At 53.2% G+C, this 20,645-nt stretch carries 25 protein-coding genes and 2 pseudogenes; 13 read left to right on the forward strand and 14 right to left on the reverse strand.

The genetic code is table 11. The features are described from left to right. Window positions 1-59: 59 nt before the first annotated feature. The 4 genes from Electrica_RS14720 to Electrica_RS14735 all read right to left on the reverse strand — a co-directional run bounded on the left by Electrica_RS14720 (window position 60) and on the right by Electrica_RS14735 (window position 2,592). Window positions 60-698 carry a hypothetical protein gene (locus tag Electrica_RS14720; RefSeq protein WP_141964829.1) on the reverse strand — a complete coding sequence of 213 codons (639 nt, stop codon included), beginning with the start codon at window positions 696-698 and terminating at the stop codon, window positions 60-62. Beyond that, window positions 695-1,045 carry a hypothetical protein gene (locus Electrica_RS14725; RefSeq protein ID WP_141964830.1) on the reverse strand — a complete coding sequence of 117 codons (351 nt, stop codon included), beginning with the start codon at window positions 1,043-1,045 and terminating at the stop codon, window positions 695-697. Before Electrica_RS14725 ends, Electrica_RS14720 begins: the two co-directional genes overlap by 4 nt. A gap of 85 nt (window positions 1,046-1,130) precedes the next feature. Then, a complete protein-coding gene (locus tag Electrica_RS14730) occupies window positions 1,131-1,601 on the reverse strand; it encodes a hypothetical protein (protein WP_141964831.1) in 471 nt (156 codons plus the stop codon). Between the two features lie 535 nt (window positions 1,602-2,136). Next, window positions 2,137-2,592, reverse strand: a complete 456-nt coding sequence (locus Electrica_RS14735) for a MarR family winged helix-turn-helix transcriptional regulator (RefSeq protein WP_141964832.1) — start codon at window positions 2,590-2,592, stop codon at window positions 2,137-2,139. Between the two features lie 75 nt (window positions 2,593-2,667). Between Electrica_RS14735 and Electrica_RS14740 the strand changes: the two genes are divergently transcribed. Beyond that, complete coding sequence (locus Electrica_RS14740; RefSeq protein ID WP_141964833.1) at window positions 2,668-3,615, forward strand: quinone oxidoreductase family protein; 948 nt, start codon at window positions 2,668-2,670, stop codon at window positions 3,613-3,615. A 161-nt stretch (window positions 3,616-3,776) separates the two neighbouring features. Here the strand turns inward: Electrica_RS14740 and Electrica_RS14745 are convergent, their stop codons facing one another. Continuing rightward, window positions 3,777-4,679 carry a LysR family transcriptional regulator gene (locus tag Electrica_RS14745; RefSeq protein ID WP_141964834.1) on the reverse strand — a complete coding sequence of 301 codons (903 nt, stop codon included), beginning with the start codon at window positions 4,677-4,679 and terminating at the stop codon, window positions 3,777-3,779. Window positions 4,680-4,799: 120 nt separating this feature from the next. Here Electrica_RS14745 and Electrica_RS14750 point away from each other — a divergent pair, with 120 nt between their 5' ends. Continuing rightward, window positions 4,800-5,501 (forward strand): SDR family NAD(P)-dependent oxidoreductase, encoded by a 702-nt coding sequence (locus Electrica_RS14750; RefSeq protein ID WP_141964835.1) that lies wholly within the window; start codon window positions 4,800-4,802, stop codon window positions 5,499-5,501. Window positions 5,502-5,588: 87 nt separating this feature from the next. On the opposite strand, the gene rcnR is transcribed toward Electrica_RS14750, so the two are convergent. After that, window positions 5,589-5,861 (reverse strand): Ni(II)/Co(II)-binding transcriptional repressor RcnR, encoded by a 273-nt coding sequence (gene rcnR / locus Electrica_RS14755; RefSeq protein WP_064793093.1) that lies wholly within the window; start codon window positions 5,859-5,861, stop codon window positions 5,589-5,591. A gap of 121 nt (window positions 5,862-5,982) precedes the next feature. On the opposite strand from rcnR, the gene Electrica_RS14760 reads away from it, so the two are divergent. Then, the gene (locus Electrica_RS14760) at window positions 5,983-7,098 is read left to right on the forward strand and encodes a nickel/cobalt efflux protein RcnA (RefSeq protein WP_141964836.1); all 1,116 of its coding nucleotides are present in this window, start codon (window positions 5,983-5,985) and stop codon (window positions 7,096-7,098) included. Window positions 7,099-7,351: 253 nt separating this feature from the next. Next, window positions 7,352-7,741 carry a GFA family protein gene (locus Electrica_RS14765; RefSeq protein ID WP_100686095.1) on the forward strand — a complete coding sequence of 130 codons (390 nt, stop codon included), beginning with the start codon at window positions 7,352-7,354 and terminating at the stop codon, window positions 7,739-7,741. Window positions 7,742-7,806: 65 nt separating this feature from the next. Here Electrica_RS14765 and ompW read toward each other — a convergent pair whose 3' ends face one another. Next, a complete protein-coding gene (gene ompW, locus Electrica_RS14770) occupies window positions 7,807-8,442 on the reverse strand; it encodes an outer membrane protein OmpW (RefSeq protein WP_100686094.1) in 636 nt (211 codons plus the stop codon). A gap of 273 nt (window positions 8,443-8,715) precedes the next feature. Here ompW and Electrica_RS14775 point away from each other — a divergent pair, with 273 nt between their 5' ends. The 4 genes from Electrica_RS14775 (at window position 8,716) to yciA (ending at window position 11,281) form a co-directional block, all read left to right on the forward strand. Next, window positions 8,716-9,129, forward strand: coding sequence for a YkgJ family cysteine cluster protein (locus Electrica_RS14775; RefSeq protein WP_100686093.1), 414 nt, complete (start codon window positions 8,716-8,718; stop codon window positions 9,127-9,129). A 25-nt stretch (window positions 9,130-9,154) separates the two neighbouring features. Further along, window positions 9,155-9,898: a YciC family protein gene (locus Electrica_RS14780; RefSeq protein ID WP_141964837.1), complete on the forward strand. Its 744-nt coding sequence runs from the start codon at window positions 9,155-9,157 to the stop codon at window positions 9,896-9,898. 51 nt (window positions 9,899-9,949) lie between these two features. Beyond that, window positions 9,950-10,489 carry a septation protein A gene (locus tag Electrica_RS14785; protein WP_004860967.1) on the forward strand — a complete coding sequence of 180 codons (540 nt, stop codon included), beginning with the start codon at window positions 9,950-9,952 and terminating at the stop codon, window positions 10,487-10,489. A gap of 393 nt (window positions 10,490-10,882) precedes the next feature. Continuing rightward, window positions 10,883-11,281, forward strand: a complete 399-nt coding sequence (gene yciA / locus Electrica_RS14790) for an acyl-CoA thioester hydrolase YciA (protein ID WP_131049666.1) — start codon at window positions 10,883-10,885, stop codon at window positions 11,279-11,281. Between the two features lie 27 nt (window positions 11,282-11,308). On the opposite strand, the gene Electrica_RS14795 is transcribed toward yciA, so the two are convergent. Then, on the reverse strand, window positions 11,309-11,845 hold the full coding sequence (locus tag Electrica_RS14795) for a YniB family protein (RefSeq protein ID WP_100686091.1): 537 nt from the start codon (window positions 11,843-11,845) through the stop codon (window positions 11,309-11,311). A 133-nt stretch (window positions 11,846-11,978) separates the two neighbouring features. On the opposite strand from Electrica_RS14795, the gene hxpB reads away from it, so the two are divergent. The 5 genes and pseudogenes from hxpB (at window position 11,979) to Electrica_RS14815 (ending at window position 15,271) form a co-directional block, all read left to right on the forward strand. After that, on the forward strand, window positions 11,979-12,662 hold the full coding sequence (gene hxpB, locus Electrica_RS14800) for a hexitol phosphatase HxpB (protein WP_141964838.1): 684 nt from the start codon (window positions 11,979-11,981) through the stop codon (window positions 12,660-12,662). A gap of 124 nt (window positions 12,663-12,786) precedes the next feature. Beyond that, window positions 12,787-12,963: pseudogene (locus Electrica_RS29325) on the forward strand (2-deoxy-D-gluconate 3-dehydrogenase); the annotation flags it as partial. Then, a pseudogene (locus Electrica_RS29330) lies at window positions 12,953-13,066 on the forward strand (2-deoxy-D-gluconate 3-dehydrogenase); the annotation flags it as partial. The pseudogenes Electrica_RS29325 and Electrica_RS29330, both read left to right, overlap by 11 nt. Before the next feature lie 91 nt (window positions 13,067-13,157). Next, window positions 13,158-13,748, forward strand: coding sequence for a metal-dependent hydrolase (locus Electrica_RS14810; protein WP_100686089.1), 591 nt, complete (start codon window positions 13,158-13,160; stop codon window positions 13,746-13,748). A 131-nt stretch (window positions 13,749-13,879) separates the two neighbouring features. Then, window positions 13,880-15,271 carry an L-cystine transporter gene (locus Electrica_RS14815; protein WP_100686088.1) on the forward strand — a complete coding sequence of 464 codons (1,392 nt, stop codon included), beginning with the start codon at window positions 13,880-13,882 and terminating at the stop codon, window positions 15,269-15,271. A gap of 123 nt (window positions 15,272-15,394) precedes the next feature. On the opposite strand, the gene cedA is transcribed toward Electrica_RS14815, so the two are convergent. The 6 genes from cedA to chbC form a co-directional block, all read right to left on the reverse strand. Then, window positions 15,395-15,634: a cell division activator CedA gene (gene cedA, locus Electrica_RS14820; RefSeq protein WP_202395396.1), complete on the reverse strand. Its 240-nt coding sequence runs from the start codon at window positions 15,632-15,634 to the stop codon at window positions 15,395-15,397. 161 nt (window positions 15,635-15,795) lie between these two features. Further along, complete coding sequence (gene chbG, locus Electrica_RS14825; RefSeq protein ID WP_141964839.1) at window positions 15,796-16,554, reverse strand: chitin disaccharide deacetylase; 759 nt, start codon at window positions 16,552-16,554, stop codon at window positions 15,796-15,798. 11 nt (window positions 16,555-16,565) lie between these two features. Beyond that, window positions 16,566-17,912: a 6-phospho-beta-glucosidase gene (locus tag Electrica_RS14830; protein WP_141964840.1), complete on the reverse strand. Its 1,347-nt coding sequence runs from the start codon at window positions 17,910-17,912 to the stop codon at window positions 16,566-16,568. A 102-nt stretch (window positions 17,913-18,014) separates the two neighbouring features. Further along, entirely contained in the window at window positions 18,015-18,839 is an 825-nt protein-coding gene (gene chbR / locus Electrica_RS14835) for a transcriptional regulator ChbR (RefSeq protein WP_100686084.1), read from the reverse strand. A 27-nt stretch (window positions 18,840-18,866) separates the two neighbouring features. Beyond that, complete coding sequence (chbA, locus tag Electrica_RS14840; protein ID WP_100686083.1) at window positions 18,867-19,214, reverse strand: PTS N,N'-diacetylchitobiose transporter subunit IIA; 348 nt, start codon at window positions 19,212-19,214, stop codon at window positions 18,867-18,869. Window positions 19,215-19,266: 52 nt separating this feature from the next. Beyond that, window positions 19,267-20,625, reverse strand: a complete 1,359-nt coding sequence (gene chbC, locus Electrica_RS14845) for a PTS N,N'-diacetylchitobiose transporter subunit IIC (RefSeq protein ID WP_100686082.1) — start codon at window positions 20,623-20,625, stop codon at window positions 19,267-19,269. Between the last annotated feature and the right edge of the window lie 20 nt (window positions 20,626-20,645).

Consider the following 20,645-nt stretch of genomic DNA (forward strand, 5'->3'; position numbering starts at 1 on the left):
GATTTTATCTTTCTCATTCTCCATCGTGATAAATCAACACGTACAATTCCATTCTGAAATTAATAAGTCCCATTACCGCTATAGCTCAAGCTGACAAAATGCTTTGCCGCAAACCCTGCTGACTTTCCCGCAACCGGGTTACCATCATGTTCGAAGAAAACACCGCTGCTGACGGATAAGGTTTCGATGCCATCGCCGTAGAGGTCAATAATAATGGGGCTGGCATTGTTTTCCACGTTTGACATATCGGGCCCTTCCGATGAAAGAAACGAATCCAACATACCAGGAGGAAGAATAAACCGGCCTGTTTTCGCATCAAAAAGCCCATATTTATTCACACTATCAAGCCAGATTCCTGCCATAATTTTCGCCGTATCTGATGTCAGGAATGATGCAATTCCCAGAGCTGTCGCAACTCCAGCAACAAAAGGATTAGCTGTATATCCTGCAACAATTGTGGCTAAATCGGCCCCTACACCTAACCAGTCACTAACCGTATCGGTTCCATTTTTATATTTATCCATCAAGTTGATAAAAGAGGCGGTCGCGCCAAATTTCCCACTCACAACGCGGATAAATTGTGCTTTGTCAGGGATACGGTCAGCAAGAAGTATTTCAAAGATATTTTGAACATTGTCAACCACAACAAATGACAGCTCATGCTCTTCAGATATACTCCCGTTTGCTCTATCACTCATAAATATCCATCCTTGATAGCATTAAAAACAAATGACAAATCGTATGCAATAACAGTAAAGGAAACAACATACCATTTAATTAACTGAAGAAATACAAGCCATAACGGTTCCTTTTTGTCAGCCCGCCTCCTTAATACGTTAAAATAAGATAAAATAAACCAACAAGATAAAAGAGAACAAAAAATTGCCATCGTAAAAAAAACAACAGAAAACCACCCTGCCAACTCATTAGAGCTTCGATGCATATAAAATAAATACCCAACCCCTTGCGATGGAAAGAGGACCACCATCAAAACAATCATTATTGCGAAGTTTTTCTTTTCCCTTGAATCTGAATTATCTGTCATTGTATTCTCTTATGTGTTAGCCCAACATACCTGTTATCAAGTACAAATAACCAATATCTCGCCACAGGAAGGAAATTAATTATTTTTAATAACTACAGGGTATGACATAGCAACGAACTTTTATTTCCCGAACAAATTTATCATTCGCAATTCTACAAACATTAATTTCACCTTCAACTTCATTTTTTAACAAAGTTAAAATTTCACGTTCTCTTTCCATGAAATTATTTATTTCATGCTGATCGTCCTTACTGCTTTCATTGGTTGAAAACCCTATATCAAAAAGTATACTGATACTGTATTTCCCTGGAATTTCCACGTCCACATAGAACTGCTTAGGAGACAGTTTTCTTAATGGCTTGTTAGCAGTGCCCCCCTTTGCTGTGGATTGCTCCACTGCAGCACTAGATTGATCCGCGCGGGTATATGGCGATATGACCTGGAGAAACAATCCTGCCAGCACAGCCACAATACGCCAGCATCGTTTTATGGAAAATATTTTTTGGCAAGAATCAAACGGCCTTTGCCTGGAAGTGAAACAGGGCTGACCTTGCATATAAAATCCTTATGTTTGCTAATATTCATTTACTGGATTTTATTTACTCCTGTTCTTCAATGAGATCAAATAAAATCAGAAGATAATTTTATTATTATAAAATTCAATATATTAACCTGTTCTTTCATAACAGAAAGCAAGCATATTCATTCATTGCATTTATTAAATAAAAAATGACATTCACCAAAGAAACCAATAAAAGACAACCACGCTTTTATTTCAGCGTGAATAATTAAAAAACTTTATACCTTTATCTTTTTCATTCGCCACCTTGATAAATTAAGACCTCGGTTTCTCGATTTCATCACTGACCTTGCCTTTATCCTCTAATCCGACAACATGCTCAGCCGCAAGCCCCGCTGTTTTTTCACCAACGGATTATTATTGCGGCTGAAGAACACGCCGCAACAAGCCTGGGAGGGCTGCAATGCCAACCATCGAAAAACCGCAGTTCGGTTACAGACATTTATCCAGATGTTGCAAGCGGCCATCTGACGGCAGAATCTTCTCTGCCGTCAATATCGACACCAGAGGACTACTTCCTCTGCAAGCTGTCAGCGTATTTGCGCGTCAGACGGAACAGCGCCGCTACCTCTTCCTCAGCCCACTCTGCCAGTACCTGATTGATAAGTCGTGTCCTCGCCACCGCGATGCGTTCAATCAGTGTTTTTCCCCGCTCGCTCAAGGTGACTTCGCTAATCCGCCGATCGTGGGCATTAGGCTGTTTTAGCGCCAGTCCCTGCGCCTCCAGTTTTTTTACCTGCCGACTGACGGTGGTGTAATCGCGCCCCAGGCTATCCGCCAGCTCCACGACTCCCACCGGCCCGTAACGTCCGATGGCCACCAGCAACGGAAACAGAATTTGATCGATTTGGACATCTGCGGCCTGAAGCAGCTGCTCATCACGCACGGGCTGATTCATCACGCTAATGATATCGAGCAGCGCGCCGTGGAAATCGGTAATGTCGTAATTATTATGTGCATCTTGCATGTATTTTTTAACCGGGTATAGTGCCGTTATCTATTATGTGCATTTTACACATAATTGCCTTCAGGAGATAACATTATGAAAGCAGCCGTGGTTTTTGATCTGCAACAGGGTCCGGTATGGGCCGATTTTACCGATCCGCAGGCCGACGCCCGTCACGCCCTGGTAAAGGTGAATGCCGCCGCCATCAGCCATGTGGTGAAAGGTCGCGCTTCCGGTAAGCATTACAGTTTCGACGGCCGACTGCCGTTTGTGGTCGGCATTGATGGCGTTGGAACGCTGGCCGGAGGACAGCGCGTTTATTTCGCTTTCCCGATGGCGCCGTGGGGCAGCATGGCGCAGTGGGCACCGGTCGCCGTCGAAAACTGCCTGCCTTTACCAGATAACCTGGATGATATTACCGCCGCGGCGATGGCAAATCCCGGAATGTCCGCGTGGGCCGCGCTCGTGAAACGTGCCGGACTGGCTGCCGGAGAGAGCGTGCTGATCAACGGCGCAACCGGCAGCGCCGGTCAGCTAGCGGTACAGATTGCCCGTTTCCTCGGCGCAAGGAAGATCGTTGCCACCGGTCGAAATATGCAGATACTGGCCGCCCTCGGCGCCGACGTCTGTATCGACTTAACGGCAGATGGCCCGACGCTACAGGCACAATTCAGCGAACAGGCGGCACAGCAGGTTGATGTAGTGGTGGATTATTTATGGGGCCGCAGCGCGGAACTGCTGCTGCCCGCGCTGGCGCAACACAGTCCAGGCAACGCGCCGGTGCGCTACGTACAGGTGGGTTCGCTTTCCGGCGCTGAAATTGCGCTCAACGGCGCGATACTGAGAGCGGCCCCGCTACAGCTGATAGGCAGCGGTATCGGTAGCCTGTCGATGCCGCAACTTCTGGCGGCTACCGGCGAAATGCTGCAGGCCGCCGTTGCAGGCGGTTTTACCATCGCCACCACCCCGCTCGCGCTCAGCGAAGTGGCGCGCGCATGGCCGCGTGATAACAGCCAGAAACGGACCGTTTTTCTGCTCAGCTAAAAAAGTCGCTTCCGCACAAAAGTTGGGGTTGATATCTTAGATGATAATCGTTATCTTTCTCATTACCAAATAGTTGAGCAAAACACTCAGGTATTTGGTACGACATTGCTCACATTGCTTCCAGTATTTTTCGCCCGCACTTGTGCGGGCTTTTTTTGCCATCATATCCCCTGCCGACAAACGCTCAACACCTGCTGGCGCAGCCAGTAATGACCGGGATCAAGCTCCTGACGCGGATGCCACATCTGCGAGACGGTAATCTCCGGTGTACTGACCGGCAGTTCGAACATGACGATGCCGTCATTCATGCCATGACGCAGACAGGAAGCCGGGACCAGCGCCATCAGTTGCGAGCCGCGGGCAACCGCCACCGCCGCGGTAAAACCCGGCACCACCGCCGCAATTTTGCGGCTCAGGCCAAATTCCGCCAGCGCGTCATCAACGGGCCCGCGTACCATCCCGTGGCGGGAAACAATCACATGCTCGCAGGCGGCATAGCGCTCGCGAGTGATTTTTCCGCCCTGCGCCAGCGGATGTGTTTTAGCCAGAACGCCAACAAAACGATCGCGAAACAGCGCCTGCAGACGAATTTCCGGCCCCATATTTTTCAGGACCCCGATCTCCAGATCCACGCTCCCGTCGCGCAGAAACTGCGGTCCTTTTTCACTTTTGGCGACAAAATTAAGCTTCACCCCCGGCGCCTGCGCCGCACAGGCGCAAATTAATGCCGGGCCAAAAGTTTCCACAAATCCCTCGTTGGTACGCAGAGTAAAGGTTTGCTCCAGCGTCGGAAGATGGAGCGGTGCCGCGGAATTGTTGAGCACCGAACGCATCTCAGACACCACGTTTTGCGTTCGCGCTTTTAAGTTTTGCGCATGCGGCGTTAAGACCATTTTGCGCCCGGCTCTCACCAGTAACGGATCGCCGGTGACCTCACGCAAACGGCTCAGAGTGCGGCTCATCGCCGAGGCACTGAGTCCTGAGCGCCGCGCTGCCCCCGCCACGCTCTCTTCCGCCAGTAAAATATCCAGCGCCACGAGCAAATTAAAATCGGGATCGGTCATGTGCGTCCTGTGTTTAGTCATGGCGTCTGCTGCATCTTATTACTGCAAATGCTGCGCCTTCCGCCTGATATGTCTTATGACTATAGTCATAAACTCACGTTTTACTCAGGGAGTTTTATTATGACCACGAACGTTCGCCCTACCGTACTGATTGTCGGCGCTTCACGCGGCCTCGGCCACGCGATGGCCGCTGAATTTCTGCGCCATGACTGGAATGTGATCGGCACCGTACGCGATATGCAACACACCACTCCACTGCATCAACTCGCGCTGGAAAACCCCGAACGGGTACGTCTGGAAACGCTGGATGTGTGTGACGATGACCAGCTGGCCGCGCTGGATACAAAGCTCGCCGCTGACCGTCTGGATATGCTGTTTGTTAATGCGGGGACCACCAATCGCGATCCGACGCAGACCATCGGCGAGGTCTCCACCGAGGAGTTTATTGAGGTGATGCTGACGAACGCCCTTGCGCCAATGCGGGTACTTGAGCGCCTTCAGCACCATGTGGTGCCGCAGGGACTGCTGGGGGCGATGTCCTCAGGCCAGGGCAGCCTGACCAATAACCTCCGCGGTCAGCGCGAGCTCTATCGCGGCAGCAAAGCGGCACTCAATATGTTTATGCGCAGTTTCGCCGCCCGTTCGCTATCACGACCGCTGGTAGTGATGGCGCCGGGGTGGATTCGTACCGCGTTGGGCGGCGATGAGGCGCCGTTGAGTATCGAAGAGACGATTCCTCATCTGGTTGCCGTGCTGCTGGCAAAACAGCAGAGGCCTGGTCTGGAGTACCTGGATTATCAGGGAAAAACCGTGCCGTGGTGATCCGTGCGAAGGCCTATCGACCGTCCCGGCGCCCCCTGACTCTCGTAGCAGAGTATGGCACCTGTTTTATGATTCTCGACGGAGTGCTTACTTGATATAGGAGTCGAGGACCTTGAGCACGACGTCCAGATCTTCTTCCCGCTTCGCCTCGTCCCCTTCATGAACGATATGTTCGACCAGATGGCCTTTAATGACCTCACGCATTAATCCATTGACCGCCCCGCGTATCGCGGCGATCTGCTGAAGTACGGCGGCACATTCATGCGGTTCATCGAGCATTTTTTTCAGCGCAATGACCTGGCCCTGAATCTTGTTGGTGCGGGCTTTAAGCTTTTTTTGATCGCGGATGGTATGCGACATGCTGCAATCTCCCATGGAAAAATCCTGGCTGATTATACTATTACAATTCTACTGGGGGGTAGTATTATGTACTGGGGGGGAGTAGAATCCCGCCCATCTTCCATAACCCAGAGCACAACTCATGACCGACTTTACAACGCTACTTCAGCAAGGAAACGCCTGGTTCTTCATTCCAGGCGCGGTGCTTCTCGGCGCACTTCATGGGCTGGAGCCAGGACATTCAAAAACGATGATGGCGGCCTTCATCATTGCGATAAAAGGCACGGCCAGGCAGGCGGCCATGCTTGGACTGGCAGCCACCCTTTCACACACCGCCATCGTCTGGCTGATTGCTTTTGGCGGCATGTATATCAGTAACCGCTTTACCGCCGAATCGGCTGAGCCGTGGCTGCAGCTGGTTTCTGCCATCATTATTCTGGGTACCGCCGTCTGGATGTTCTGCCGAACCTGGAAGGGAGAAAAAAACTGGCTGACCAGCCAGCAGGAAAGCGAGCGGCACCATCATGATGAATCAAGACTGATCGATACCGGTCATGGCAAAGTGGAACTGTCCATTTTTGAAGAGGGCCAGCCGCCGCACTGGCGCATACGTACGCTCAGCGGCAGAGAATGGGATGCCGGGACTGTTTCGTTAGTCACGCAGCGAGAAATGCCCGCTGGTACGCAGTCATTTGATTTTGTCGATTGCGGTAGCTATCTGCAGTCAACATCCCCCATTCCGGAACCGCACGATTTTCGCGTGCGCCTGTCGCTGGGGCATCGCGGCCATGTCCATGATTACGATTTGGAATTTTGCGAGCATGAACATGCGCACGATCATACGGAACTTGAAGGGCTGGATGTCGATTCCACAGCGTACCGGGATGCGCATGAGTTGGCCCACGCGCACGACATAGAAAAACGGTTCACCAATAAAGAGGTCACCAACGGGCAGATTTTACTCTTTGGCCTGACCGGCGGGTTAATCCCCTGTCCTGCGGCCATTACGGTGATGTTGATTTGTATCCAGATCAAAGCTCTGGCGCTGGGCGCAACGCTGGTGGTGAGTTTTAGTATTGGACTTGCCCTGACGCTGGTGACGGTGGGCGTGGGTGCCGCAATCGGCGTCCGTCAGGTCGCCAGACGCTGGGACGGTTTTCATACCCTTGCCCGCAGAGCCCCCTATTTTTCAAGCCTGCTGATTGCCGCGATGGGTCTCTATCTGGCTATCCACAGCGGGATCGTCCTGCTGAGATAATTCTGCTCATCCCGTTCCTCTTCTTCGCGCTGAGTATGAAGAAGAGGAACAGGTGCTGTTCATCGGGGAAAACCACACGGCACCGTGTCGCTGAGCACAGGGATAGAGAGGATCTCCGTATTTCAACCGGCGAAAAAAACTTCAGAATACCCCCACCAATACGCGCTAATTATATAAGGGCGTCCCTGTCGCAGGGACTGTTCAAATTTTCTGCTATATTTTCCGCATACCAACTGCGGAAAGGGAGTTATTTATGACGACTGCATTATCTGGCGGTTGTTTGTGCCAGTTTATACGCTTCAGGGCTATTAACCCTGGAAGTCCTCACTCCTGCTCCTGCGACCTTTGCCAGAAACATACCGGAAGCCAGACTGTTGTCTGGCTGGAGTTCTCTTCAGCGGATGTGCAGTGGACTGGCGAAGGCGGTAAACCTTCTTTGTATCGTTCTTCTGAAACATCAAGCCGGGCTTTTTGCCCACGATGCGGCAGTTCTCTCGGTGCTATTGATGACGATTCGGGAATAGGGTTATTGTCAGGCGTTTTTGACCCGTGTCAGAGTGACATTTTTGCCCCGGAGTCTCATTCTTTCGAAGATATGAAACCTGAATGGTGGCGGAAAATTTTTCCTGATATGCCGTCTTAACATTAAAAACAGACAAAAAAACTGGCCATATCATGACCAGTTTTGCAGGGAGTTTGCAGAAGAACTCAGAACCGGTAACCGGCAGAGAACATAAACACCCACGGATCGATGCGGGTACTGACTTTCTGGTCCACGCCACCGGCTTTAAATTTCACGTCGGTGTCGATATCCATGTACCACACCGACATGTTCAGCAACCAGTCGCGGTTAATCAGATAATCCAGCCCTACCTGCCCTGCCGCTCCCCAGGAGTCTTTAAGACTCAGATCGCTCAATCCGGCATTTTTACCGGTGTCATTAAAGTCGGCATTAAAGAAGGTGGTGTAGTTAATACCTGCACCGATATACGGACGTACTTTGCTCTGAGCGTCACCGAAATACCATTGCGCCATCAGCGTTGGCGGCAGCTGATTCACGGTGGCGATGGTCCCGGTCGGGCCGGTGCCAACCTTATGACGGAATGGCGTGGCCGCCAGCAGCTCAACGCCGATGTTGTCCGTCGCCATATAGGTGAAGGTCAACCCCAGTTGCGTGTTGTTACTGACGTTAAAACCACCCAGACTGCCCAACACGTTATCAGACCCTTCCGTCGGCCGAACGGTGGCAGAACCCGCACGAATAAAAAACTCCCCGGCTTCATGCGCCCAGACGCTGCCGGAAAGGGTACCCAAAATAATGCCAACCGCTGCTAACTTTTTCATATCCACTTTCCCGTTATGGTTATTTAGCGCCGGTCAATATACCTATAACGAGTTACTTTTGATCCGTTCTGGATCACATAAAGTCGTGAGATTTAACATTTATTGATCCAGATTAATTTTTACTTTCATGGCGATACCAAAAAACACAACTTCGCGTCAATTTTCACTTTTCGAACAGCAAAAAAATTTTCCGCCACCTCTTGCCGCCCTCAATGCATCTGGATAATTTATCTGCCGACAATCTGTGTTGATGCGTTTTTATCAGGTGTAATCATGAGTGAAATCAACCCGTGCATGACGTGCGGTGCCTGTTGTGCGTATTTTCGAGTCTCTTTCTACTGGGCGGAAGCCGACGATGCTGGCGGCATTGTGCCGACGCAGCTTACCGAGCCGCTGACCCCTTTTCTGCGCTGCATGAGCGGCACCAACCAACGACAAATCCGCTGCGCCGCCCTCACGGGTGAAATCGGCGAATCGGTGCACTGCGCTATCTATCAGCATCGCCCCTCTCCCTGCCGCGAATTCGCTCAGTCCGGCGAAGGCGGCGAGCTAAACGACGCCTGCAACCGGGCCCGCGCCCGCTACGGCCTGCCGCCGCTCATCCCTCTTTACAAAGATATACTTAGCCTGACAACGGCAGAGGCTGCTACCCAGGAGGGATTTGCGGTACAATCGCCGGCTAGTTAACACCTGCAATACTCAAGGAGAGTGCATGTCTATCACGGCGAAGACCGTCTACCGTGACACGGGAAATTTTTTTCGTAATCAGTTTGTCACCATTTTACTGATTGCGTTGTTATGCGCGTTCATTACGGTAGTCCTTGGCCACGCTTTTTCACCCAGTGAAGAGCAGCTCTCGATTCTGAGCGAAGGGGATAATCTGGCGGGGAGCGTCGGGCTGTTTGAGCTGGTACAAAACATGACGCCAGAGCAACAGCAGATCCTGCTGCGCGCCTCGGCCGCATCGACCTTCTCCGGTCTGGTGGGTAATGCCATTCTTGCCGGCGGCGTGCTGCTGCTGATTCAACTGGTCTCCGCCGGACAGCGGGTCAGCGCGCTGCGTGCTATCGGGGCTTCTGCGCCGGTACTGCCGAAGCTGCTGCTGCTGATCCTGTTCACCACCTTTGTGGTGCAGATGGGGATCATGCTGGTGCTGGTGCCGGGCGTACTGCTGGCTATCGTGCTGGCTTTCGCCCCTGTCATGCTGGTGCAGGATAAGCTGGGGATTTTTAGCGCTATGCGCAGCAGTATGCGTCTGGCGTGGGCCAATATGCGTCTGGTCGCCCCGGCGGTGATAGGCTGGCTGCTGGCGAAAACACTGCTGCTGCTGTTTGCATCCAGCTTCGCGGTACTGACGCCGAACGTCGGCGCGGTGGTTATCAATACGATCAGCAATCTGATATCTGCGCTGTTGCTGATCTATTTGTTCCGCCTGTATATGCTTATCCGCAACTAAATTAACCTGGGCCGGGATTCTCCGGCCCTATCTGAACGACGGGTCCGATGTATGAAGCAGTTTCTGGATTTTTTACCGCTGGTAGTCTTTTTCGCCTTCTACAAGCTCTACGATATTTATGCCGCAACCACCGCGCTGATTATCGCCACCGCTATCGTGCTGATCTATACCTGGGTACGCTATCGTAAAGTCGAAAAGATGGCGCTGATTACCTTTGTGCTGGTTGCCGTATTTGGCGGCCTGACCATTTTCTTCCATAACGATGAGTTTATAAAATGGAAGGTCACGGTGATCTACGCTCTGTTCGCCGGCGCCTTGCTGTTCAGCCAATGGGTGATGAAAAAACCATTGATTCAACGCATGCTCGGAAAAGAGCTGACCCTGCCACAGCAGGTCTGGTCACGTCTGAACCTTGCCTGGGCGCTGTTTTTTATTCTCTGCGGTCTGGCCAATATCTACATCGCATTCTGGTTGCCACAGAATATCTGGGTCAACTTCAAGGTCTTCGGCCTGACGGCGCTGACGCTGGTCTTCACCCTGTTGAGCGGCGTATACATCTATCGCCATATGCCGCAGGACGATAACCACTAATTGCGAAGCCGGGGGTAGCGCTTCTGCCCCCGCCCTTCTTGCGTTGCCTGTTCCCCTCTCATCGCCTGCTTCTCGTTTTCGGCGTTGGCCGCGCTTTCTCTTGAGAATCGCCTGTCTGCCTCTTCGCCGATACAGCACATCTGCTGAGCGGCCTACGCACCTCTCAGGCCGTTTATTGGCGGGCTACCGGTATCAGCGCCTGTTCGTTAAGCAAATTTATCGCGAAAACGCGCGCGCTTCGCTCTGTCACAATCCCGGCGCGCCAGTAGCGCCAGCGTTATCCTCTGCTTCTGAATCCCCACATCCGCAGCCGCGGGCGTATTCCCCTGTTTTCACCCCGCCGTTTTCATAGTAGCATCGCGCTGATCCTCTTTGACCAGCACAGAGTACAGAATGACAACATCAGATCTCACCCCAAAGGGTGAAATGGTTTTACGCACCCTGGCAATGCCAGCGGACACCAACGCCAATGGCGATATTTTTGGCGGCTGGTTGATGTCGCAGATGGATATCGGCGGCGCGATTATGGCCAAAGAGATTGCGCAAGGCCGTGTGGTAACCGTGCGCGTTGACGGCATGACCTTTCTACGGCCGGTCGCCGTGGGTGACGTGGTGTGCTGCTACGCGCGCTGCGTGAAACGCGGTAACACCTCGATCACCATCAACATCGAAGTCTGGGTGAAAAAAGTGTCGTCTGAGCCGATTGGCCAACGTTACAAAGCCACGGAAGCGCTGTTTATCTACGTGGCGGTCGACAATCAGGGTAAGCCGCGCGCGATACCCGGCGAGTAACAAAGCGCCCGGCGTGCCGGGCCATTTTTACAGGAATCCGAGCAGCGAGAAGAAGACATAGCCGAGGACAATCATGACAACTGGCAGGATGTACAGTGGAAAGTACTGCACCAGAATCGTATGACGAGGCACCACGATACGCTCCGCAATTTGCTCGCGCGTGAGCCCTTCCGCTCCTTTCGCCTGCTCAAGAATCAGCTGATCTTCCACCCCTTCACGCAGGAACTTCGCCTGGCGGCTCATGCGCGCGCCTGACGCCTGCAGCGCCATGCCGACAAACACCAGAATATAGATAATCCAGAAGCCAATATTCAGGCTGTGTTTAAAATCCGGCAGCGGCGAGTTGTACCAGAAAAAGTTAAGGAATGGCGTATTAAAACGCATCATTTCAATCATGACGTGCGCAAAATCCATCAGTACCGCATCAATGCCCGGTTTTTTTTCACTGTGTTCGTACATAAACTTCAGTACCGAAATCAGCGTTGAAATCACCGCGGGGATAAAAATCACCCACCCTAAAATACGTTTAAGCACTGCAATGCGTCCAGCTTGTTGATACGTCATGGATTCCCCTTGTTAAAGACGCTTTCATCACCGTCTAAGTCTACCCTCAGCGGCGAATTTCGCCCAATAATGCGCGGTATGATATACCATGAGGACAAATTCGTTATCTACTTGCGCTACAGGAGAAGGACTTATGTCAGCCAGGCGACAAATTCATGCCGCTATTTTCGATATGGATGGATTACTGATTGATTCCGAGCCGCTATGGGATCAGGCGGAGCTGGAGGTCATTGAAAGCCTCGGAGTCGATATCAGCCGCCGCGATGAGCTGCCCGATATGCTGGGATTGCGCATCGATTTGGTGGTGGACCTGTGGTTTGCCCAGCAGCCGTGGCAAGGCCCGGCTCGTGACGAAGTCACCGCCCGCATTATCAGCCGCGCGATTGAGCTGGTTGAAGCCTCCCGCCCTCTGTTACCCGGCGTACGCGAAGCCGTTGCCCTGTGTAAAGCGCAGGGGCTGAAGGTTGGCCTGGCGTCGGCCTCGCCGCTGCGGATGCTGGAAAAGGTCCTCACCATGTTTGAGCTGCGCGAACAATTTGACGCCCTCTCCTCTGCCGAATCGCTGCCGTACAGCAAACCCCATCCTCAGGTCTATCTCAACTGCGCCGCCAGCCTGGGCGTGGACCCGATGGCCTGCGTCGCGCTGGAAGATTCGGTCAACGGTATGATCGCCAGTAAGGCCGCCCGCATGCGCTCTGTCGTCGTTCCGGCTGAGGAAAATCACCACGATCCGCGTTTTGTACTGGCAGACGTTAAGCTCACGACGCTGGAATCCCTCACCGCCAGCAAACTTTGCGGCCCGCTTTCCGGCCAGTGATCGGCGCGGCGCGGTTGCCCGATTATAAAAAATAAAACAACGTTTTATTTTTATTGTTTTTTCCGTTCTGCCCCCCTATGCTTGAAAAAACGGCGTGGTTACGCGCATAAATCAGCATACAGAGGTGCATAGGGTACTTAACGCCTTCGACCTGACGGGTAAGGTCGCCATCGTGACGGGATGTGACACCGGTCTGGGCCAGGGAATGACGCAGGCCCTTGCCCAGGCCGGCTGCGATATCGTCGGCGTCAATCGTAAGATCCCACATCAAACGGCCGAACAGGTGCTGGCGCTGGGGCGTTCCGGATGATTTACAGGGACCGGTGGTATTCCTGGCGTCGCAGGCCGCGGATTACGTCAATGGCTATACTCTGGCGGTTGATGGCGGCTGGCTGGCACGTTGATAATTTTGTGACAAAGAGTTACACCGTCACCTCTTTCGCGCACTGTATAAAAACCCTATACTGTATGAATTGACAGTTTAGGGTTTTTATCATGACGGCGGAAGGCCATCTCCTCTTTTCTATCGCCTGTGCGGTATTTGCGAAAAATGCGGAATTAACCCCCGTACTGGCACAGGGTGACTGGTGGCATATTGTTCCCTCAGCGGTACTGACCTGCCTGCTGCCGGATATCGATCATCCCAGGTCATTTCTCGGGCAGCGGCTAAGCTGGATATCGAAGCCCGTCGCCCGCGCCTTTGGTCACCGCGGGTTCACCCATAGTCTGCTGGCGGTTTTTGGCGCTATCACGCTGTTTTATTTGAAAGTGCCGGAAAGCTGGTTCGTGCCCGCTGACGCCGTGCAGGGGCTGGTGCTTGGCTATCTCAGCCATATTCTTGCCGATATGCTCACCCCGGCGGGCGTGCCGCTGCTGTGGCCCTGCCGCTGGCGCTTCCGCCTGCCGATCCTCGCGCCGCGTAAAGGTAACCAGCTGGAGCGAGCGCTCTGTATGGCGCTGTTCGTTTACGCCGTCTGGATGCCGCAAACTTTCGCTGAAAACAGCGCGGTGCGCTGGTCTTCGGGGATGATTAATTCACTGCAGATAACCTTTAATCGTTTTATTAGTCACCAGACCGGACGATAAACAGACGAAACAGTCAAAATAGTTATAACCCATTCCATTTGAATATAAGTAATGAATTCCTCTTCTGCTAACCTTGCGCCATTAGAGCTGGTAACAGACCGGCCAGATAAAAACCTATCAGGAGAACGGGGATGAATTTTCCATTAATAGCGAACGTTATCGTGTTCGCGGTTTTGCTGTTTGCGCTGGGGCAAACCCGCCACAAACAGTGGAGCCTTGCCAAAAAAGTACTGCTCGGCCTCGTCATTGGCGTGGTGTTCGGCCTGGCGCTGCAGTTGATTTACGGCTCCGACAGCCCGGTGCTGAAAGACTCCATTCAATGGTTCAATATCGTCGGCAATGGCTATGTCCAGCTGCTGCAGATGATCGTCATGCCGCTGGTTTTCGCATCTATTCTCAGCGCCGTCGCCCGTCTGCATAATGCCTCGCAGCTGGGGAAAATCAGTTTCCTGAGCATCGGTACCCTGCTGTTTACCACGCTGATTGCGGCGCTGGTCGGCGTGCTGGTGACCAACCTGTTTGGTCTGACCGCCGAAGGGCTGGTGCAGGGCAGCGCGGAAACCGCGCGTCTGAATGCGATTCAGAGCAACTATGTCGGTAAAGTCGCCGATCTCAGCGTACCGCAGCTGATTCTCTCTTTTGTACCGAAGAATCCGTTTGCCGACCTGACCGGCGCGAACCCGACCTCGATCATCAGCATCGTTATCTTCTCCGCCTTCCTCGGCGTCGCGGCGCTGAAGCTGCTGAAAGATGACGTTGAGAAGGGCCAACGCGTCCTGACTGCCATCGATACCCTGCAAAGCTGGGTGATGAAGCTGGTGCGTCTGGTCATGCAGTTAACGCCATACGGCGTGCTGGCGCTGATGACCAAAGTGGTGGCCGGTTCCAATCTGCAGGACATCATCAAGCTCGGCAGCTTCGTGGTTGCCTCCTACATTGGCCTCGGCATTATGTTTGTGGTTCACGGTCTGCTGCTGGCGATTAACGGCGTGAGCCCGCTGAAATACTTCCGCAAGGTGTGGCCGGTCCTGACGTTCGCCTTCACCAGTCGCTCCAGCGCCGCGTCGATTCCGCTGAATGTCGAAGCGCAAACCCGTCGTCTGGGCGTACCGGAATCAATTGCCAGCTTCTCCGCCTCCTTTGGCGCCACCATCGGTCAGAACGGTTGTGCGGGTCTCTACCCGGCGATGCTGGCCGTGATGGTGGCACCGACTGTCGGCATCAACCCGTTTGATCCGCTGTGGATAGCCACGCTGGTCGGCATCGTCACCGTCAGCTCCGCAGGGGTTGCAGGTGTCGGCGGCGGCGCAACGTTCGCGGCGCTGATCGTCCTGCCGGCCATGGGCCTGCCGGTGACCCTGGTGGCCCTGCTTATTTCCGTCGAACCGCTGATCGACATGGGTCGTACGGCATTGAACGTCAGCGGTTCAATGACCGCCGGTACCCTGACCAGCCAATGGCTGCGCCAGACCGATAAAACGATTCTCGACAGCGAAGACGACGCCGAACTGGCGCATCGCTAATCGCCCTCCCGGCAAGGTATCGCCGACGCCGTGGCCAGACTGACGACAGCGTAACCTCAGGCTGGCAGGCATAAAAAAACCGCAGAGCACACCGCTCTGCGGTTTTTTATTTTTAAGCCATATTCAGGAGGCGATTTCGCCTTCCTGTCGCGTTTGTATGGCCCAGCGCTGCGCCGACTCCGGTACGCTAAACGCTGGCGAACGGCGGAAATGCTCTCCCATCAGCACAAAGGCAACATACTTGCCGCGCAACAGCCACACATCGCGAAAACCGTCCATTTTGACGGCGTGTTCCGGCGGGGCGGGTTCCACCCGAGGCACGTAGCTAATGACAGGGCGATTTTGTTGGCGAAGTGTTTTCATAACCGATAGATTCACTAAACAAAGCGGGAGACAGAAGGGTTATCATAGCCGATTGCATCCCCTTTCGTCGCCCCTTACGTGTCTCTTCGCATACGGATGTGAAGTCTGGCAGGAACCGGTAAAATAGCGGGGAAGATGAGGTCTTCCCCTGCGCTTTGATATCAAACGTCGCGGTAGGTGCCTAAACGGTACCCGCGCTCGGCCACCGCGTACTTCAGTGATGCCGAGGTCAGGACATCCAGCTCCGCCAGTCGCGGGTAGCAATAGGCGCTGCCCATGAGGGTGTTATCCACAAACGCCGGGTGGCACATCACCTCCAGCGATGATTCTCCCCGCTGGATAGAGGCGTCCAGGGTGTGTAAAAACAGCGCCTCCGAGATGGCCTCGCCGTAGAACTCGCTGGTAAAACCGTCGCTGCTGCGCGCGGTATCCTGCGCCAGTTTGTCACGTTGAGCGAGCTGACGATCAATACGCAGCGCCACCCCCTTCTCGCGGGCAAATGCGGCGACAATGGGATAAATCCCGGCGATCATATGCACGTGGTGATGGCTGTCGATATGCGTCGGTTCGCAGCCAAACAGTGCAATAAACCGGCGATACTGACACTCCAGCTCATGGGCGATTTCATCCAGCGGCAGGTTATCTTCTTCCGCCATTTGCCAGATCCACTTCCCCAGTCGCCCGTCGCGGGTCAGACCCGGCATCGCCGATAAAGGCTCGCCCAGGGTCAGGACAAAATGCATCCCGACCCCCAGCTCCGGCACACTGCGGCTCAGTTGGGCCGCATGAGTAATCGCCGCCCCGTTAACCAGCGCCGTTGTCGAGGTGACCAGGCCATTTTTACAGGCTTCAATAATGCCGTAGTTCTGGCCTTTACTCAGGCCAAAATCGTCGGCATTAACGATTAACACGCGTTCCATCAGCCCTCCCGTTACTGTTTCAGTTGCTCAATTGTCGCGGCAAAGTTTGGCAGCCACTTTTCGTGCGCGAGGATCATTTCACGCGCTAGCTGCTCGGCATCGCGGTCAGAGTGAATCAACGGGCTCAAATTAAGCGCCAGCAGTACGTCGTTCAGCTCGCCGCTGATCGCGGCCTGGCTGGCCGCCACTTCAAAGCCTTTGATGGTATAAATCAGCCCCAGCACCTTCTCATCGAAATGGGTGATGCGCGGCGTCGGCGTCGCCCCTTCACTGCCGAGCGTGCAGGTCATCTCCACCGCCCAGTCCACCGGAATATTATCAATGTGGCCATGATGCGGGATGTTTACGTAGTGCTCGGCCTGCTTGTCATTGTAGATAGCATTGATCACTTCACAGGCCGCATCGGAGTAATAGGCGCCGCCGCGCTGCTCCAGCTCTTTTGGTTTCACCTTCAGATCCGGGTTTTTATACAGCTCGAACAGCTGTTTTTCGACCTTCTGCACCACCTGGGCGCGCGCGCCGCCTTTGTAATACTCACCCATTTCGATGGCCAGCATCTCTTTAGGTTTAAAGTAGTAGAGCAGATAGGAGCACGGAATCAGGCGCAGCGAGCGGATCAGCCCTTCGCTGAACGGTAAATCGAAGATATTTTTCACCGAGTTGGCACTCAGGGTACCGGAAGCAACGCCATCGAGCAGTTCATCGAAGCGCGATTCGCCATTCACCAGCACATCGCGAACGAACACCAGGTGATTGAGACCAAACAGGTCGATATGCAGTTCATCTTCCGGGCTCAACTGCAGCACATCGGTGATAAACATTTTCATGCCGATCGGAATATTGCACACGCCGATAAAGCGCTTAAAGTTGGTGTGGCGATACACCGCCTCGGTGACCATCCCCGCCGGGTTGGTAAAGTTGATGATCCAGGCATCCGGGCAGACCTCCTGTACATCCTTCACGATATCAAAAATCACCGGAATGGTACGCAGACCTTTAAACAGGCCACCGGCACCGTTAGTCTCCTGCCCGAGGTAGCCGTGGCTGAGCGGAATGCGCTCATCTTTTTCACGCGCCTTCAGCTGGCCAACCCGCAGTTGCGTGGTGACGAAATGCGCCCCTTCCAGCGCGGCGCGACGATCCAGCGTTTTGTAAACCTGCATCGGAACGCCCGCTTTTTCCACCATACGCTGGCACAGCGCATGGATAATATCGAGTTTCTCCCGTCCTTCTTCGACATCAACCAGCCATAATTCCGTTACTGGCAGTTCGTGATAGCGTTTGATAAACCCTTCCAGTAACTCCGGGGTATAACTGCTGCCGCCGCCGATAGTGACAATTTTTAGTTTCTGGCTCATTATATTCTCCCTTGTGGCACTACGAATTGACCGTAGTCCGCCCTCCGCATAGAAACGGAAAGTTAAATTGAATATGTCCTGACGCGGAATAACCCGCTCCGGTTAATTAATGCTGGTCAGCTGTTTTCGGTAATTGCTTGGCGTAAATGAGGTCAGCTTCTTGAATGTTTTAATAAACAGACTTGGGCTACTGTACCCCGACTCGTAAGCAATATCGGTTACCGAGTAGTTGGTGATTTCCAGCTGCTTCTTGGCGAAATTGATGCGAATATCATTAATAATCTGCATCGGCGTTTTACCATAATAGCGTTGGGTTGCCCGGGTTAAATATTCCTGTGTTTTCCCGGAGAGAGCGACCATATTTTCCAGCGCGCCTTCGCCAAATTTCAGCTTATCGTGCATATCTTCGACGGTATTTTTCAGCCATTGCGGAATGACATCCTGCGCTGGCTCCTCGCGATAATGCCGTAAACGGTTAATGGTATAAAACGAGACCAGTTCAATAAATTCGTCAAACTCAGTTTCGCGAAAGTTCAGCGAAGCGATAACCGACTCGATGTAGCTGAGAAAGGTGCTTTTTACCGCGTAGACCTGCGAAGCAACCAGACCAAACGGCAGCAGCGGCAGATAGTGTTTCTCAAAGAAACTTTTGCTGATGCCGACGTTAAGAATGCGAGTCGCGCCAAAAGCATAAAAACTCTGGTGGTGCGACCCCATCGGGATAAAGACGAAATCCCCGCGCTCCAGCAGTACCCGCTTGCCATTGATTTCCTGATAATAGCGCCCGGTTAAAACGATGGTGTACTCGTAATAATCATGCTGGTGAAGCCCGCTTACGCTTTCCGTTTTGTTGTAGATAACCACATGAAAATTTTTCCCGTTGAAAAGCTGCTGTTCCCGCGCGGTACTGATTTCAGTGGTGATCATCTTTGGCTGCCTCATCGTGTAGATGGCCTATTGTACCTTCTCATGCAGCTCAATCAATTCGGCGACCAGCTCACGCGCCAGCATGGAGGTCATCAAATGATCCTGCGCATGAACCAGTACCAGACTGACCTTCATTTTGCCTTCGCCTTCATCGCTTTCAATGAGCTGCGTCTGCACGCGATGCGCTTCACTCAGCGCCATTCGCGACTGTTCCATCATATTTTTGGCGGCGGCGAAATCCCCTTGCTTGGCCTGCTTAAGTGCAGCATAGGCCAGGCTACGGGCCTGTCCGGAGTTGATAATCAGCCCCATCACCACCTCTTCGAGATCGTTCTCAGGTACGTCAACCGCTTCGATATTATCCAGATCAAACATACTATTTCCTCATTTCTCAGGCGGTACGGGAAAGCTCCCGTACCGCTCGACATCAGAATTTCAGCGCGTTAGCGATATCTTCTTCGCTTTCCTGCTCTTCAATAACCGCCTGTGCCTTGTTGGAGACCGCGACGAACGGCAGGTAAACCAGCACCGACACCCCGAGGTTGAACAGCGCCACGCAAAGTGCGGCGATACTCCCGTTACTGTTGAAGAACGCCCCGAGGCCGGTAGGCATGGTCCACGGCGCCAGGTTAGTCACCGGCGGGATAATCCCCATCGAGTAGGCAACAAGCGTAATCGCGGCCAGAATCGGCTGAATCAGGACAAACGGGATGAACATTACCGGGTTCATGATAATCGGCAGACCAAACAGAATCGGCTCGTTAATCTGGAAGATGCCTGACGGCAGAGCCAGTTTCGCCACCTGACGGTGATCTGCGCGGCGTGAGCCGATGAAGATAGCGATAATCAGACCGAGCGTGGCCCCGGAGCCCCCCAGCAGGATGTAAGAGTCCAGCATCGGCTTGGCCCAGAAGTGGAACTCTTTGCCCGCAGCGATGGCCGCCTCAACGGAACCGTACTGGTTGTACAGCGCGATGTTTTCCAGCGCCCACGGGGTCATGATGCCGTTGTCCAGCGCGGTCAGCGCCAGAGACCCGTGTACGCCGAAGAACCACAGCAGGGAGTTAAAGATAACGTAGGCCCAGCCCACCACGCTGCCCATCGACGCCAGCGGTCTGGAGATGGAGTCCATGATGATCTGGTGGAAGTTGCTGCCATGGTTGGCCAGCAGCCAGGAGATAATGCCGAACACGGAGAGGATCAGGAAGCCCGGAATCAGCGCCGAGAATGAGCGTGATACCGAGGCCGGAACGCTGTCCGGCAAGGTAATAACCCAGTTGCGGCGGATAACAAAGGTGAACATTTCCGCCACCAGCAGGCCAATGATCATGCCCGAGATAATGTTTGCCCCACCCAGCCAGTTCGCGCCGACCGCATAGGCCTCGCCCACGCTGTACGGCGTGACGGTCATAAAGGCGGCGACCGATAGCAGCCCTGCGGCCAACGGATCGACTTTACGCTCTTCAGCCAGCGCCATACCGATAAAGAACGGCGCCATCAACGACATAATCCCTAACGTCCCGTTATAAACGTTGCCGCCGATGGCCTTAAAGCCATTTAACGTTTCAATGGTGGAAGCATCCAGGCGAATCCCCATTGAATAGAAGAAAGAACCCTCACCAAAACTCAGAAAAACGTTGTTGATTAATACGAACATAGCCCCGGCGAGGGTCAACGGCATTAATTTAATAAAGCCGTTTTTAATCGCATTAATGTGCGGTTGCTTTCCTATTTTCACTGCGAAAGGAAGGAGTACCTTTTCAAGCGAATCAATCACTTTACTCATAGCAAATACCCTTAAAAGCC

Source organism: Klebsiella electrica, assembly GCF_006711645.1.
Classification (GTDB): domain Bacteria; phylum Pseudomonadota; class Gammaproteobacteria; order Enterobacterales; family Enterobacteriaceae; genus Klebsiella; species Klebsiella electrica.